This window comes from Lawsonibacter sp. JLR.KK007 (genome assembly GCF_036941135.1).
GTDB lineage: Bacteria > Bacillota > Clostridia > Oscillospirales > Oscillospiraceae > Lawsonibacter.
Genome location: NZ_JAYWSY010000003.1, coordinates 356,036 through 371,421 on the forward strand (window position 1 = coordinate 356,036; position 15,386 = coordinate 371,421).

General features: G+C 58.0%; 10 protein-coding genes, 4 tRNA genes and 3 rRNA genes. 15 read left to right on the forward strand and 2 right to left on the reverse strand.

Features of this window, described 5'->3' with window-relative positions:
• Positions 1 to 268 precede the first annotated feature (268 nt).
• The 7 genes from VV088_RS19975 (at position 269) to thrS (ending at position 7,094) form a co-directional block, all read left to right on the forward strand.
• Positions 269 to 634, forward strand: a complete 366-nt coding sequence (locus VV088_RS19975) for a hypothetical protein (protein WP_334602415.1) — start codon at positions 269 to 271, stop codon at positions 632 to 634.
• 176 nt (positions 635 to 810) lie between these two features.
• The gene (locus VV088_RS19980; protein WP_334602416.1) at positions 811 to 1,116 is read left to right on the forward strand and encodes an STAS domain-containing protein; all 306 of its coding nucleotides are present in this window, start codon (positions 811 to 813) and stop codon (positions 1,114 to 1,116) included.
• Positions 1,117 to 1,129: 13 nt separating this feature from the next.
• Positions 1,130 to 1,567, forward strand: a complete 438-nt coding sequence (spoIIAB, locus tag VV088_RS19985) for an anti-sigma F factor (RefSeq protein ID WP_334602417.1) — start codon at positions 1,130 to 1,132, stop codon at positions 1,565 to 1,567.
• Positions 1,564 to 2,280, forward strand: a complete 717-nt coding sequence (locus VV088_RS19990) for a sigma-70 family RNA polymerase sigma factor (RefSeq protein WP_334602418.1) — start codon at positions 1,564 to 1,566, stop codon at positions 2,278 to 2,280. Before spoIIAB ends, VV088_RS19990 begins: the two co-directional genes overlap by 4 nt.
• 148 nt (positions 2,281 to 2,428) lie before the next feature.
• Positions 2,429 to 5,023 carry an ATP-dependent chaperone ClpB gene (gene clpB / locus VV088_RS19995; RefSeq protein ID WP_334602419.1) on the forward strand — a complete coding sequence of 865 codons (2,595 nt, stop codon included), beginning with the start codon at positions 2,429 to 2,431 and terminating at the stop codon, positions 5,021 to 5,023.
• Between the two features lie 81 nt (positions 5,024 to 5,104).
• Positions 5,105 to 5,281 (forward strand): hypothetical protein, encoded by a 177-nt coding sequence (locus VV088_RS20000; RefSeq protein WP_334602420.1) that lies wholly within the window; start codon positions 5,105 to 5,107, stop codon positions 5,279 to 5,281.
• A gap of 52 nt (positions 5,282 to 5,333) precedes the next feature.
• Positions 5,334 to 7,094 carry a threonine--tRNA ligase gene (thrS, locus tag VV088_RS20005; RefSeq protein ID WP_334602421.1) on the forward strand — a complete coding sequence of 587 codons (1,761 nt, stop codon included), beginning with the start codon at positions 5,334 to 5,336 and terminating at the stop codon, positions 7,092 to 7,094.
• Positions 7,095 to 7,156: 62 nt separating this feature from the next.
• Here the strand turns inward: thrS and metA are convergent, their stop codons facing one another.
• Positions 7,157 to 8,071 carry a homoserine O-acetyltransferase MetA gene (metA, locus tag VV088_RS20010; protein WP_334602422.1) on the reverse strand — a complete coding sequence of 305 codons (915 nt, stop codon included), beginning with the start codon at positions 8,069 to 8,071 and terminating at the stop codon, positions 7,157 to 7,159.
• Between the two features lie 641 nt (positions 8,072 to 8,712).
• Between metA and VV088_RS20015 the strand changes: the two genes are divergently transcribed.
• The 8 genes from VV088_RS20015 (at position 8,713) to VV088_RS20050 (ending at position 14,754) form a co-directional block, all read left to right on the forward strand.
• Positions 8,713 to 10,243 (forward strand): 16S ribosomal RNA (locus VV088_RS20015).
• A 123-nt stretch (positions 10,244 to 10,366) separates the two neighbouring features.
• Positions 10,367 to 10,443, forward strand: a tRNA-Ile gene (locus tag VV088_RS20020).
• A gap of 17 nt (positions 10,444 to 10,460) precedes the next feature.
• A tRNA-Ala gene (locus VV088_RS20025) sits at positions 10,461 to 10,536 on the forward strand.
• A 244-nt stretch (positions 10,537 to 10,780) separates the two neighbouring features.
• Positions 10,781 to 13,620: ribosomal RNA gene (locus tag VV088_RS20030) — 23S ribosomal RNA — on the forward strand.
• 90 nt (positions 13,621 to 13,710) lie between these two features.
• Positions 13,711 to 13,786: transfer RNA gene (locus VV088_RS20035), tRNA-Lys, on the forward strand.
• 3 nt (positions 13,787 to 13,789) lie between these two features.
• Positions 13,790 to 13,864 (forward strand) — tRNA-Glu (locus VV088_RS20040).
• A gap of 44 nt (positions 13,865 to 13,908) precedes the next feature.
• Positions 13,909 to 14,024 (forward strand): 5S ribosomal RNA (rrf, locus tag VV088_RS20045).
• The 16S, 23S and 5S rRNA genes sit together here with 4 tRNA genes alongside, the layout of an rRNA operon.
• A 55-nt stretch (positions 14,025 to 14,079) precedes the next feature.
• Positions 14,080 to 14,754 (forward strand): hypothetical protein, encoded by a 675-nt coding sequence (locus VV088_RS20050; protein WP_334602423.1) that lies wholly within the window; start codon positions 14,080 to 14,082, stop codon positions 14,752 to 14,754.
• Here the strand turns inward: VV088_RS20050 and VV088_RS20055 are convergent.
• On the reverse strand, positions 14,751 to 15,308 hold the full coding sequence (locus tag VV088_RS20055; protein ID WP_334602424.1) for a GNAT family N-acetyltransferase: 558 nt from the start codon (positions 15,306 to 15,308) through the stop codon (positions 14,751 to 14,753). The two genes, VV088_RS20050 and VV088_RS20055, sit on opposite strands and share 4 nt — an antisense overlap.
• Positions 15,309 to 15,386 lie beyond the last annotated feature (78 nt).

Sequence of the window (15,386 nt, forward strand, 5' to 3'; positions counted from 1 at the left end):
GGCCTGTGCACGGGTCCCGCGCTGGAGCCTCGCCGCTGTCATTTTGGGTTTAGTGTATATATACCATATGCACAGTATAACAGCTTTTTCACTCTTGTCAATAGGCGGATAACATTTTTTGTGCCGGAAAAATCACCCTTGACAATCGGTCCCGATTGTGGCATAATAAGTCAAACTAAATTTATATTGGAACGGACATGGATATGGCAAGAGCCATACCATGCCCTTTTTCGTTTTGAGAGGGGGACAAAAAAGGAGGAGTTCCAATATGAAGACAAAAAACAATACCCAGGAGTACCTGATCCACACTCTGCGCGAGCGGCTGCGCCAGTGCGCGGTTGGTCATGCGCTGACCCTCTCCCGTTCGGTCAGCCGCCTGACCTCCTGTGACGCCGTGCCCTGCCTGGAGTACCGGGAGGAGGTCCAGGCGGAGTATGGGGTGATCGACCGGCTGCTCTACGCCCAGCAGTGCCGCGCCGCCCTGGAACGGTGCCTGGGGGGCGGCCGTGCCCGTCTGCGCTACCACTGGCAGGACGGGCGGGTGACGGAGACCAGCTTCCGCAGGACGGCGCCCGGCCGGGTCAAGGTATCCGGCCTGGTCCTGGACGGCGGGAGCCCGGCCAGAGCCGCCTGAAACGGGAGAGGGGGAGGTGAAAGCCTCCCCCTCTCAGCGCGTCATGGGGCGAAGTGGGAAGGGCAATGGGAAAACCTTTTGCGCGGACAGCTTCCCCGCAGATTCGACAGGGGGCTTGTCCTATAATGGGCTGGAAAATAATGGGACATGATCCCAGAGGAAGGAGCGGGTCAGACATGCCGGTGACCTGTAGAGAGGACAAACGCCATCTGACGGCCCGGGTGGCCGGGGAGCTGGACCACCACGGAGCCAGAACAGTGATGGAGGAGCTGGACCGCCGCATCGACCAGGCCCAGCCCAGCCAGCTCACCCTGGACCTGAGCGGGCTGACCTTTACGGACAGCTCAGGCATCGCGGTGCTTCTCCGGGCTCACCGGCGGATGGGCCAGGTGCAGGGGTCCATGCGGGTGGTGAACACCCCGGACCAGGCGGGCAGAGTGTTCCAGGCCGCCGGGCTGGAGCGGATCATCCGGTTTGAATAAGGAGGCGCTACATATGAAAATCGAAAACCATGTCACGCTGGAGTTCCCCAGCCGTTCGGCCAACGAGGGCTTCGCCCGGACGGCGGCGGCCTGCTTCGCCGCCCAGCTGGACCCCACCCTGGAGGAGGTCAACGACATCAAGACTGCCGTCAGCGAGGCGGTAACCAACGCCATCGTCCACGCCTATCCGGACACTCTGGGCAAGGTGGTGGTCAAGCTGCGCATCAAGGAGGGCCACGCCCTGGAGATCGTGGTGAAGGACTGGGGGGTGGGCATCGCTGATGTGGAGCAGGCCAGGACACCTCTGTTCACCACCGGCAGCGAGGAACGCTCCGGCATGGGCTTCACCATCATGGAGAGCTTTATGGACACCCTGAAGGTCCGCTCCGCCCCCGGTAAGGGGACCACCGTCACCATGGCCCGGAAGATCGCCCGCCGGGCCGGGCGGTGAGCGGGCCTCTTGCCGGCTCCGCGCTGCTGGAGGCCGCCCGGGGCGGCGACCGCGCCGCCTGCGAGCAGGTGCTGCTGGAAAATAACGGTCTGATCTGGAGCGTGGTGCGCCGGTACTACGGCCGGGGAGTGGAGCCGGACGACCTGTATCAGCTGGGCTGCCTGGGCTTCCTCAAGGCCATTCAGGGCTTCGACCCCGAGTACGGTACCCAGTTTTCCACCTACGCTGTCCCCAAGATTGCCGGAGAGATCCGCCGCTTTCTCCGGGACGACGGTCCGGTGAAGGTGAGCCGGGGACTGAAGGAGCGGGGGACCGCCATCCGGACGGCCCGGACCCGGCTGTCCGCCCAGCTGGGCCGGGAGCCCACTCTGTCCGAGCTGGCAGAGGACACCGGCCTGGCGCCCGAGGACATCGCCGCCGCCGAGACGGCTATCGAACCGGTGGTGTCCCTCCAGGCGGAGACGGGGACCGACGGCCTCACCCTGGAGGGGATGCTCACCACTGGGAACGAGGAGGAAGGCATGGTGGAGCGGCTCACCCTCCGCTCCGCCATCGGGGAGCTGCCCGAGCGGGAGCAGCAGGTGCTCCTCCTGCGGTACTACAAGGGCCTGACCCAGATGAACACCGCCCGGGTACTGGGGGTGTCCCAGGTGCAGGTGTCCCGCCTGGAGCGTCGGGCGCTGGACAGGCTGCGGAAGGAGCTGGAGGGCTGACCGCTCTGACGGCTCCAGGCGGGGAAAACTTGGATTAGCACTCTTTGACTGTGAGTGCTAAAAGTTCACGATTTGTTCATGCAATTCCTTCGGGAGCGGCCTATACTAAGAGCATACCGCAGGCTGTTCCATGAAAGGAGTGTTTTTTATGAACATGAATCAGTTTACGCAAAAATCCCTGGCCGCCATTCAGGGGGCGCAGGATATTGCCCTGGAGCACGGCAACCAGCAGATCGAGCAGGCCCACCTGCTGCTGGCCCTGGCGGGGGACGCCGAGGGCTTCATCCCCCAGCTGCTCGCCGCCATGGGCATGACCGTCCCCAGCTTTGAGGCGGCGGTGAAGGCGGAGGTGGATAAGCTGCCCAAGGTCACCGGCTCGGGCCGGGAGAGCGGCAAGGTGTATGTCTCCCAGGACGTGGACCGGGCGCTCCAGGCCGCCGGGCAGGAGGCCCAGGCCATGAAGGACGAGTATATCTCGGTGGAGCACATCCTTCTGGGCCTGCTGGCCCACCCCAACAGCGCCTTGAAGGAGCTGTTCCGCACCTACGGCCTGACCAAAGAGGGGGTGCTTCAGGCGCTGGCCGCCGTCCGGGGGAACCAGCGGGTCACCTCCGACAACCCGGAAGAGACCTACAACGCCCTGAAGAAGTACGGCTCCGACCTGGTGGAGCGGGCCCGGCAGAACAAGCTGGACCCGGTCATCGGCCGGGACGACGAGATTCGGAACGTGATCCGCATTCTGAGCCGCAAGACGAAAAACAACCCCGTCCTCATCGGCGAGCCCGGCGTGGGCAAGACGGCCATCGCCGAGGGGCTGGCCCAGCGGATCGTCAAGGGAGATGTGCCCGCCTCCCTCCGGGACAAGACCATTTTCTCGCTGGACATGGGTGCGCTGATTGCAGGCGCCAAGTACCGGGGGGAGTTCGAGGAGCGGCTGAAGGCGGTCCTCAACGAGGTGAAGAAGTCGGAGGGTCGGATCATCCTCTTCATCGACGAGCTCCACACCATCGTGGGGGCGGGCAAGACCGAGGGCTCCATGGACGCGGGCAACCTGCTCAAGCCTCTGCTGGCCCGGGGGGAGCTGCACTGCATTGGGGCCACCACCCTCAACGAGTACCGGCAGTATATCGAAAAGGACGCCGCCCTGGAGCGGCGGTTCCAGCCCGTGATGGTGAGCGAACCCTCTGTGGAGGACGCCGTCGCCATCCTCCGGGGGCTGAAGGAGCGGTACGAGGTGTACCACGGTGTGAAGATCACCGACGGGGCCATCATTGCCGCCGCCTCTCTGTCCGACCGGTATATCTCCGACCGGTTCCTCCCGGACAAGGCCATCGACCTGGTGGACGAGGCCTGCGCCATGATCCGCACCGAGATGGACTCCATGCCCACCGAGCTGGACGTCATCCAGCGGAAGATCATCCAGCATGAGATCGAGGAGGCGGCGCTGAAAAAGGAGACCGACAAGCTGTCCCAGGAGCATCTGACCGAAATCCAGAGGGAGCTGTCCGACCTGCGGGACGAGTTCAACACGAAAAAGGCCCAGTGGGACAACGAGAAGGGGGCCATCGGCAAGGTGCAGAAGCTGCGGGAGGACCTGGAGGCGGCCAACGCCGCCCTGGAGAAGGCCCAGCGGGAGTACGACCTGGAGAAGGCCGCCGAGCTGCAGTACGGCCGCATCCCCGAGCTGCGCCGCGCCCTGGAGGCGGAGGAGTCCATCGCCAATGAGAGCAAAGCCCGCTCCCTCCTCCGGGACAAGGTGACCGAGGAGGAAATCGCCCGGATCATCGAGCGGTGGACGGGCATCCCTGTGGCCCGGCTGATGGAGGGGGAGCGGGAGAAGCTGCTCCACCTGGAGGACGTCCTCCACAAGCGGGTAGTGGGCCAGGAGGAGGCGGTGCGGCTGGTGTCCGAGGCCATCCTCCGCAGCCGCGCCGGCATCGCCGACCCGGATAAGCCCATCGGCTCCTTCCTGTTCCTGGGTCCCACCGGCGTGGGCAAGACCGAGCTGGCCAAAACCCTGGCCGAGGCCCTGTTCGACAGCGAGAAAAATCTGGTCCGCATTGATATGTCCGAGTACATGGAGAAATTCTCCGTCTCCCGGCTCATCGGAGCCCCTCCGGGGTACGTGGGCTACGAGGAGGGCGGCCAGCTCACCGAGGCGGTCCGGAGAAAACCCTACTCCGTGGTCCTTTTCGACGAGGTGGAGAAGGCCCACCCGGATGTGTTCAATGTATTACTCCAGGTATTGGATGACGGCCGGATCACCGACAGTCAAGGCCGGACGGTGGATTTCAAGAACACCATCCTGATCTTGACCTCCAACCTGGGCAGCCAGGCCCTGCTGGACGGCATCGGTCCCGACGGGGATATCAGCGAGACGGCCCGGGATCAGGTGAACGAGCTGCTCAAGCGGTCCTTCCGGCCCGAGTTCCTGAACCGGCTGGACGAGATCGTCTTCTACAAGCCGCTGACCAGGGAGAACATCACCCACATCATCGATCTGCTGGTGGACGGCCTGAACCGGCGGCTGGCGGACAAGCAGCTCACCGTGACCCTCACCCCCGCCGCCAAGAGCGCGGTGATTGAGGCCGCCTACGATCCCATCTACGGAGCCCGGCCCCTGCGCCGCTATCTCCAGCACACGGTGGAGACCCTCATCGGCCGGAAGATCGTCGCTGATCAGGTGGAGGCGGGCGCGGCCCTCACCGTGGACGTGCGGGATGGGGAGCTGGTTGTCTTCTAAAGAATGGCGCTTGACTTTTTTCCGGCCTGGTGATATGATGTCACCGTCAAATAGGCTTTGATGGAGAAGAGGCTGGAACAAGTGCTCAGAGAGGGACGCCACGGGCTGAGAGCGTCCTGCACAGAAGCTGGCCGGTACCACTCCGGAGCCGCCCGGGAGGACCGGGCCGGGGCCTCCCGTTACCGAGGACACGAGCGGCGGTCTGCGGACCGCAAGCAGGGTGGAACCATGGAGCTTTCCGCTTCACCCCTGAACTGAATCAGGGGTGGAGCGTTTTTATTGTCCGCCCAAATGACAAGGAGGAATTTTGATGTCTGAAGAAAACAACCAGTATACCTTTGAAAACCCCGAGTACCGCCAGACCTACTGGCACACCTGCTCCCACGTGATGGCCCAGGCGGTGAAGCGCCTGTGGCCCGAGGTCAAGCTGGCCATCGGCCCCTCCATCGACGAGGGCTGGTACTACGACATGGACGCGCCCTTCGCCTTCACCCCCGAGCATCTGGAGCAGATCGAAGCCGAGATGCGAAAGATCTGCAAGGAGAAGCTGAAACTGGAGCGGTTCGAGCTGCCCCGCCCCGAGGCCGTGAAGTTTATGGAGGAGCGGGACGAGAAGTACAAGGTGGAGCTCATCCATGACCTGCCCGAGGACGAGGTCATCTCCTTCTACAAGCAGGGGGAGTTTACCGATCTGTGCGCCGGTCCCCACCTGGACTCCACCGGCCGGATCAAGGGCAACGCCCTGAAGCTCACCGCCTGTAACGCCGCCTACTGGCGGGGGGACTCCAGCCGGGAGACCCTCCAGCGCATCTACGGCATCGCTTTCCCCAAAAAGGACGAGCTGGACGCCCATCTGGCCCGCATCGAGGAGGCCAAGAAGCGGGACCACCGCCGTCTGGGCAAGGAGCTGGGTCTGTTCATGCTCCGGGACGAGGGTCCCGGCTTCCCCTTCTTCCTGCCCAAGGGCATGGTGCTGAAAAATACCCTGCTGGACTACTGGCGCAAGGTCCACAAGAAGTACGGCTATGTGGAAATCTCCACCCCCATCATGCTCAACCGCCAGCTGTGGGAGCGGTCGGGCCACTGGGACCACTATAAGAACAACATGTATACCACCGTCATTGACGACGTGGACTTCGCCGTCAAGCCCATGAACTGCCCCGGCGGCATGCTGGTCTACGCCAGCGAGCCCCACTCCTACCGGGACCTGCCCCTGCGGGTGGGGGAGATCGGCCTGGTCCACCGCCACGAGCTGTCCGGAGCCCTCCACGGCCTGTTCCGGGTGCGCTGCTTCAACCAGGACGACGCCCACGTCTTCATGACCCGGGAGCAGATGCAGGACGTCATCCAGGAGACCGTCCGGCTCTTTGACGAGGTGTACTCCGTCTTCGGCCTGAGCTACACCATCGAGCTGTCCACCATGCCCGAGGACCATATCGGCACCGTGGAGGAGTGGGAGCGCAACCAGGACATCCTGAAACAGGCCATTACCGCCATGGGCAAGGAGTTTGTCATCAACGAGGGAGACGGCGCCTTCTATGGCCCCAAGCTGGACTTCCACCTGGCCGACTCCCTGGGCCGCACCTGGCAGTGCGGCACCATCCAGCTGGACAGCCAACTGCCTGAGCGGTTCGAGCTGGAGTACACCGGCGAGGACGGGGAGAAACACCGCCCCGTCATGATTCACCGGGTTGTTCTGGGCTCCATCGAGCGGTTCATCGGCGTGATTACCGAGCACTTCGCCGGGGCCTTCCCCACATGGCTGGCTCCCGTCCAGGTGAAGCTGCTCCCCGTCACCGACCGGGCCGCGGAGTACGCCGCCAAGATCTCCGCCCAGCTGGACGCCCAGGGCTTCCGGGTGGAGGTGGACGGCCGCAACGAAAAAATCGGCAAGAAGATCCGGGAGGCTACCCTGGAAAAGGTCCCCTTCATGCTGGTGGTGGGCGACCGGGATATGGAAAACGGCACCGTCTCGGTCCGCCGCCGCTCCGGCGAGGACCTGGGAGCCATGTCCCTGGAGGACTTTGCCGCCCTGCTGGACGGTGAGGTCAAATCCATGGCCATCCAGTAACAAACCCGAACAAGACAAAAGGACTGCCCCGGCCATCCGGCTGGGGCAGTCCTTTTCTGCGGTCAGATCTGCGTGATATCATAGGGCGTGGTCTGGTAGACGTAGTAATTGAGCCAGTTGGTGTAAAACAGCTGTCCGGCGGAGCGCCAGCGGACAACAGGGGCCTGAGCGGGGTCGCTGCCGGGAAAATAGTGCTTGGGTACGTCGATGGGCAGGCCCTTCTCCACATCCCGGAAGTACTCCCGGGAGAGGGTGTCCGGGTCATACTCCGGGTGCCCAGTGATAAAGAAACGCCGGTTGTCCTCGCTCTTGACGGCAAAAACGCCGGCTTCCTCCGAAACAGCTAGCAGCTCCAGCTCGGGAATCCTGCGAATATCCTCCTCTCGGTTCTCCGTGTGCCGGGAGTGAGGGACGTAGAACACGTCGTCAAACCCCCGGAACAGGGGAGACTGCTTTTTCAGCGCGGTGTGGGGGAACACACCAAAAAGCTTTTTGTCCAGCGAGTATTTGGGGATGCCGTAGTGATAAAACAGCCCCGCCTGCGCCCCCCAGCAGACGTGAAGGGTGGAATGGACATGGGTGGTCGTCCAATCCATGATCCGGCAGAGTTCCGGCCAGTAGTCGACATCCGTGAAGTCATAATTCTCCACCGGAGCTCCGGTAATGATCATACCGTCAAACTTTTGGTCCTTGATCTGGTCGAAGGTGGTATAGAAGGAGGAGAGATGGCTGGCGTCTGTATTATGCGAGGTGTGGCTGGCCATCTGAAGCAGCTCCACCTGCACCTGCAGCGGAGAGTTGGACAGCTTGCGCAGGAGCTGCGTTTCGGTGACGATCTTGGTCGGCATCAGATTCAGGAGCAACAGATTCAGCGGACGCATGTCCTGGTGGATGGCCCGGTATTCGGTCATGACAAAGATATTTTCCCCCTCCAGGGTGGCCCTGGCGGGCAGGGAGTCAGGAATTTTGATGGGCATAGGTATCCCTCCTGTGGAGTTGTTCTGATATTCTATATTGTAGAGGTTATCACAAGCCCTGTGGATGCGCAAGAGGAAATTCTGCGGCCAAATGTCCGTAATATGTGGACTTTACGGGTGAAACAGGGTAGGGTTCCCACCAAAAAAAGGGGAATGTGGAAAAAATTAAAAAAATTTGAAAAAACCTATTGACAAAGATGGAACGAGATGGTATTATGTCGAAGCTGTCCGCGAGGACAACCTGTCAAAAGCCGCAAGGCCCTGGTAAAGAACAAGATTTTGAAAAAAGTCGAAAAAAGTTCTTGACAAAGGCTGAGAGATGTGCTAAGATATGGAACCGTTGCGACAGCAACAAACCACTGAACCGACCGCGAATGTGAGAACAAAAAAGTTTAAAAAAACTTGAAAAAAGTTCTTGACAAGCGCCTGAAGCTGTGGTAAGATAAAAACCCGCTGCTAAACGAGAGCGGTGTGCACCTTGTAAATTAAACAACGAGACAAACACGAAGCACCAGAAGGATTGGTTGTTAAGTGAGCTTTGAAAAAAGCTTGTTTGGACAACGTCAATTAATTTCTAAGAAGCAAGGAATAGCTTCAATAAGAGTGGTTTATTCGGGCTAAAAGGCTCGTATAGATACCATTTTATTGAGAGTTTGATCCTGGCTCAGGATGAACGCTGGCGGCGTGCTTAACACATGCAAGTCGAACGGAACACCCTTGAAGGAGTTTTCGGACAACTGAGAGGACTGTTTAGTGGCGGACGGGTGAGTAACGCGTGAGTAACCTGCCTTGGAGTGGGGAATAACACAAAGAAATTTGTGCTAATACCGCATAATGCAGCTGAGTCGCATGGCTCTGGCTGCCAAAGATTTATCGCTCTGAGATGGACTCGCGTCTGATTAGCTAGTTGGCGGGGTAACGGCCCACCAAGGCGACGATCAGTAGCCGGACTGAGAGGTTGGCCGGCCACATTGGGACTGAGACACGGCCCAGACTCCTACGGGAGGCAGCAGTGGGGAATATTGGGCAATGGGCGCAAGCCTGACCCAGCAACGCCGCGTGAAGGAAGAAGGCTTTCGGGTTGTAAACTTCTTTTCTCAGGGACGAAGCAAGTGACGGTACCTGAGGAATAAGCCACGGCTAACTACGTGCCAGCAGCCGCGGTAATACGTAGGTGGCAAGCGTTATCCGGATTTACTGGGTGTAAAGGGCGTGTAGGCGGGAAAGCAAGTCAGATGTGAAAACCATGGGCTCAACCTGTGGCCTGCATTTGAAACTGTTTTTCTTGAGTACTGGAGAGGCAGACGGAATTCCTAGTGTAGCGGTGAAATGCGTAGATATTAGGAGGAACACCAGTGGCGAAGGCGGTCTGCTGGACAGCAACTGACGCTGAGGCGCGAAAGCGTGGGGAGCAAACAGGATTAGATACCCTGGTAGTCCACGCTGTAAACGATGGATACTAGGTGTGGGGGGACTGACCCCCTCCGTGCCGCAGTTAACACAATAAGTATCCCACCTGGGGAGTACGATCGCAAGGTTGAAACTCAAAGGAATTGACGGGGGCCCGCACAAGCGGTGGAGTATGTGGTTTAATTCGAAGCAACGCGAAGAACCTTACCAGGGCTTGACATCCCACGGACAGATGTAGAGATACATCCTTCCCTTCGGGGACTGTGGTGACAGGTGGTGCATGGTTGTCGTCAGCTCGTGTCGTGAGATGTTGGGTTAAGTCCCGCAACGAGCGCAACCCTTATTGTTAGTTGCTACGCAAGAGCACTCTAGCGAGACTGCCGTTGACAAAACGGAGGAAGGTGGGGACGACGTCAAATCATCATGCCCCTTATGTCCTGGGCCACACACGTACTACAATGGTGGTCAACAGAGGGAAGCAATGCCGCGAGGCGGAGCAAATCCCTAAAAGCCATCCCAGTTCGGATCGCAGGCTGCAACCCGCCTGCGTGAAGTTGGAATCGCTAGTAATCGCGGATCAGCATGCCGCGGTGAATACGTTCCCGGGCCTTGTACACACCGCCCGTCACACCATGAGAGTCGGGAACACCCGAAGTCCGTAGCCTAACCGCAAGGGGGGCGCGGCCGAAGGTGGGTTCGATAATTGGGGTGAAGTCGTAACAAGGTAGCCGTTCGAGAACGAGCGGCTGGATCACCTCCTTTCTAAGGAGACCTCGAGCAGCAAGCAGCTGTTCGTAAAAATCCTAGGTCAGCCTTCAGGAGCAGAGTGGATGTCACGTTGTTTAATTTAGAGGGCGCACGCCGCACAGGAGAGCGGTGTCCGACGGGCCCATAGCTCAGCTGGCTAGAGCGCACGACTGATAATCGTGAGGTCGGTGGTTCGAGTCCACTTGGGCCCACCACCCAACTTAAGCGGTACGGGGGTTTAGCTCAGCTGGTAGAGCACCTGCTTTGCAAGCAGGGGGTCACCGGTTCGAATCCGATAACCTCCACCATTGAGATTGGATCGAAGTGTTCGTCCAATAGGGTGAGCATTTCGATCTGACCTCGAAAGAGGTTGGAACCTGCACCTTGAAAACTGAACAGTGAAGCAAAGCAAGAAATTGCGAGCAAGCAACAGAGAGGTAACAAAGTTTTAAACGTGGAACTTTAAAAAAGGGTAACACAAAAACTACAATGAACCAAATCTGAGGCCTGCATAATTCTTGTGAGAACCAATATCTCTGAAAAGAGATGATAGGTCAAGCTATAAAGAGCGCAAGGGGAATGCCTTGGCATCAAGAGCCGAAGAAGGTCGTGACAAGCTGCGATAAGCCGTGGGGAGCTGCACATAAGCGTTATATCCACGGATCACCGAATGGGGAAACCCGGCAGAGCAATACTCTGTCAACCTGCGTTGAATCAAATAGGCGTAGGTGGGGAACCGCCTGAACTGAAACATCTAAGTAGGGCGAGGAAGAGAAATCAACAGAGATTCCGCTAGTAGTGGCGAGCGAACGCGGAAGAGGGCAAACCGGAGGATTTATCCTCTGGGGTTGTGGACTGATATAACGGTTTAATAGGTTAGACGAACGGTATGGGAAGGCCGGCCATAGCGGGTGAGAGCCCCGTAGTCGAAAACTGATTTAGACCAGTCAGGATCCAGAGTACCGCAGGACACGTGAAACCCTGTGGGAAACAGGGGGGACCACCCTCCAACCCTAAATACTACTTGATGACCGATAGAGGAGCAGTACCGTGAGGGAAAGGTGAAAAGGACCCCGGGAGGGGAGTGAAATAGAACCTGAAACCTTGTGCTTACAAGCACTCAGAGCACGTTAAGGTGTGATGAGGTACTTTTTGTAGAACGGTCCGGCGAGTTATTGTACGTGGCAAGCTTAAGGTGTTAAGCACTGAAGGCGAAGCGAGAGCGAGTCTGAATAGGGCGAAAAAGTCGTGTGCAATAGACCCGAAACCAGGTGACCTATCCATGGGCAGGTTGAAGTGGAGGTAAAACTCCATGGAGGACCGAACCGACCCCCGTTGCAATGGTGGCGGATGACCTGTGGATAGCGGAGAAATTCTAATCGAACTTGGAGATAGCTGGTTCTCCCCGAAATAGCTTTAGGGCTAGCGTTGATTTAGATTACCGGAGGTAAAGCACTGAATGGGCTAGGGGCTGATAAAGTTACTGAACCCTATCAAACTCTGAATGCCGGCTAATTGATGATCAGCAGTCAGACTACGTGAGATAAGTCTCGTGGTCAAAAGGGAAACAGCCCAGACCCACAGCTAAGGTCCCAAATACATGCTAAGTGGAAAACGATGTGGAGTTGCGAAAACAACCAGGATGTTGGCTTAGAAGCAGCCACTCATTAAAAGAGTGCGTAATAGCTCACTGGTCGAGTGACTCTGCGCGGAAAATGTAACGGGGCTAAGCATGTAACCGAAGCTTGGGATGCAGCAATGCGTGGTAGGGGAGCGTCGAATACGGGGTGAAGTCAGAGCGGAAGCACTGGTGGACTGTATTCGAGTGAGAATGCCGGAATGAGTAGCGAGAATTATGTGGGAATCATAATGGCCGAAAATCTAAGGTTTCTTGGGGAAGGTTCGTCCGCCCAAGGTAAGCCGGGAGCTAAGGCGAGGCCGAGAGGCGTAGTCGATGCACATACGGTTGAAATTCCGTAGCCACCGAAACTTAAACCAGAAGGACACTTGGAGCTATCCGGACCCGGGCGTTGGTTGACCCGGGCGAAAGGGACCGAAATTAAGTAGGGAAGCCGGAGAATGACGAGGCGAGAAAAGTTCTGGGGAATGCTAAGGTGCCCGTACCGCAAACCGACACAGGTAGATGAGGAGAGGATCCTAAGGCCAACGGGAGAAGGGTTGTTAAGGAACTCGGCAAAATTACCCCGTAACTTCGGGATAAGGGGAGCCCCTGTAATGGGGGCCGCAGAGAATAGGCCCAAGCGACTGTTTACCAAAAACACAGGTCTATGCTAAATCGAAAGATGACGTATATGGGCTGACGCCTGCCCGGTGCTGGAAGGTTAAGAGGAGGGCTTAGCGCAAGCGAAGGTCTGAATTGAAGCCCCAGTAAACGGCGGCCGTAACTATAACGGTCCTAAGGTAGCGAAATTCCTTGTCAGGTAAGTTCTGACCCGCACGAATGGCGTAACGATTTGGGCGCTGTCTCAACAGCCCACCCGGCGAAATTGTAGTACCGGTGAAGATGCCGGTTACCCGCAACTAGACGGAAAGACCCCATGGAGCTTTACTGTAGCTTAATACTGAGGATTGGTAAATGATGTACAGGATAGGTGGGAGACTTGGAAGCGAGGCCGTTAGGTCGCGTGGAGTCAACCTTGGGATACCACCCTTGATTTACTGGTTTTCTAACCTGCGGCCGTGAATCCGGTCGGGGGACACTGTTAGGTGGGCAGTTTGACTGGGGCGGTCGCCTCCTAAAAGGTAACGGAGGCGCTCAAAGGTTCGTTCAGCACGGACGGAAATCGTGCAGTGAGTGTAAACGCATAAACGAGCCTAACTGCGACACCGACGGGTGGAGCAGTAACGAAAGTTGGAGTTAGTGATCCGGCGGTATGCAAGTGGAAGTGCCGTCGCTCAACGGATAAAAGCTACCCTGGGGATAACAGGCTGATCTCCCCCAAGCGTCCACAGCGACGGGGAGGTTTGGCACCTCGATGTCGGCTCGTCACATCCTGGGGCTGAATTCGGTCCCAAGGGTTCGGCTGTTCGCCGATTAAAGTGGCACGCGAGCTGGGTTCAGAACGTCGTGAGACAGTTCGGTCCCTATCTGTTGCGGGCGTAAGAGATTTGAAGGGAGCTGTCCTTAGTACGAGAGGACCGGGATGGACAGACCTCTGGTGCATCAGTTGTCCTGCCAAGGGTACAGCTGGGTAGCTACGTCTGGACGAGATAAACGCTGAAAGCATCTAAGCGTGAAACTCCCCCTAAGATAAGATCTCTCATCCTTTAAGGAGTAAGGCTCGACGTAGACTATGTCGTTGATAGGTCGGAGGTGGAAGCACGGTAACGTGTGCAGCTGACCGATACTAATAAGCCGAGGGCTTGACCTACAATTGGTTATGAGCATGGAGAATGCAGGCGCTTGCAAGCGATGGAAGGTTGTTTCACTGTTCGGTTTTCAGGGCGCAGGAAGCGCAGATGCGCCTTTAGCTCAGTTGGTAGAGCAACTGACTCTTAATCAGTGGGTCCCGGGTTCGAATCCCTGAAGGCGCACCATATGGCCCGTTGGTCAAGCGGTTAAGACGGCGGCCTCTCACGCCGCAAACATGGGTTCGATTCCCGTACGGGTCACCAATGAAAACTTTATATCGGTTTTAGTCACTTCGGTGATTAAAATAGTAGGTGCTGATTAGGGCGAGGGTCCACCCGTTCCCATTCCGAACACGGAAGTTAAGCTCGCTTCTGCCGAAAATACTTGTCTGGAGACGGACCGGGAAAATAGGTAGTGCCTACACAAAGCGGAACAGTTCAATGAGCTGTTCCGCTTTTTTGTAAAGGAAGGATGCTATATGAACGGCCTTGAATCACTGCGGCGGTACAAGGAAGAGATCGACGCAGGGATACGGAAACGTCACGACTTGAAGATACCGGGCACCGACCAAGCTGCCCAGCCGGAGCAGGTGGGACGGACCCTCCATGTCTATCCGCTGGAGAGCGGCACGAAGCAGGCGATGTGCAAATATCTTGACCGGCACTACGATATGGAGGACCTGTCCTGGGAGCCGCCCTTTTTGGAGTGTGTCTACTCGAACCAGCTGGAGCTTGCCCGGAAGGAGCGCGAGAACGGGGAAAAGCGGAACGCGATCCCGCTGTCCCCGCTGCTGTCGGAGGCCATCCGGCTTACGACTGGGAAAATGCCGCAAATACCGGATGACTTATTTCAAATCAAGACATTAGTGGTAGACAGCCCAAACTATTACCATTCACCCTACCTTGGGACGCATATCCTATGGCGTGGGAAATATCTTCTGACGGATTTGGAAACGCTGCCCTTGCTGTCTTCCTATTTCTATTACAGTCCTGGGGACTGGACTGCGCTGGGGCGCATGAAGCGTCTTCGGTCTTTAACGATTCGTAATCTTTACATTGAGGATTACAATATGTTGTCTGGTTTGCCGAATTTGAAGAAGCTGATCCTGGCAGGCACAAATTTTACTGCCGAAATGCTGAATGGCCGGGGCTAAAACTTCCGGCAATACCGCAAATCGGTGAGCACCGTGTCTTGGGTCAGGGTGACCTCCAGGCTGTGGCCGTCCCAGGCGAAGCCGTGCTTCTCATAGAACCGCCGGGCTCGGTCATTCTCCTGGAGGACGTAGAGGAAGCAGCCGGGATAGCCTGTCTCCCGGAAGCGCCGGAGGATTTCCTCTGTGACGATGGAGGCGCAGCCCTCCCCCCAGTGGTCGGGGTGGCTGTAGAGGGAGACCAGTTCCCCCCAGGCGGCCAGGTCGGGGGAGCTGAAATCGCAGATGGTGTCCCCGGCGGACTGATCCACCCGAGCGGGGCCGTAGGTGGCACAGCACAGGGGCTGCTCCCCGTTATACAGCAGAAGGCCGTGATAGCGGCCCTCCCTGTAGTTTTGACGGAAAACCGAGACCCAGCGGTCGTCGGTGATCTCCCGGGCCATGTAATCGGCGGGGATGCTGTCCCGGTAGGCGGCCCGCCAGCCCAGGGCGTGGAGGAGGGACATGTCCCGAAAATGCTGTTCCCTACAGGCATCGACAATGTGTAATTGCTCCATAAAAATCACCTCATAAAACAGTGGACGGCCGATGGGCGTCCGCTTTTTTGCCGTCAATGACGGTTTGGTGTGTATTTC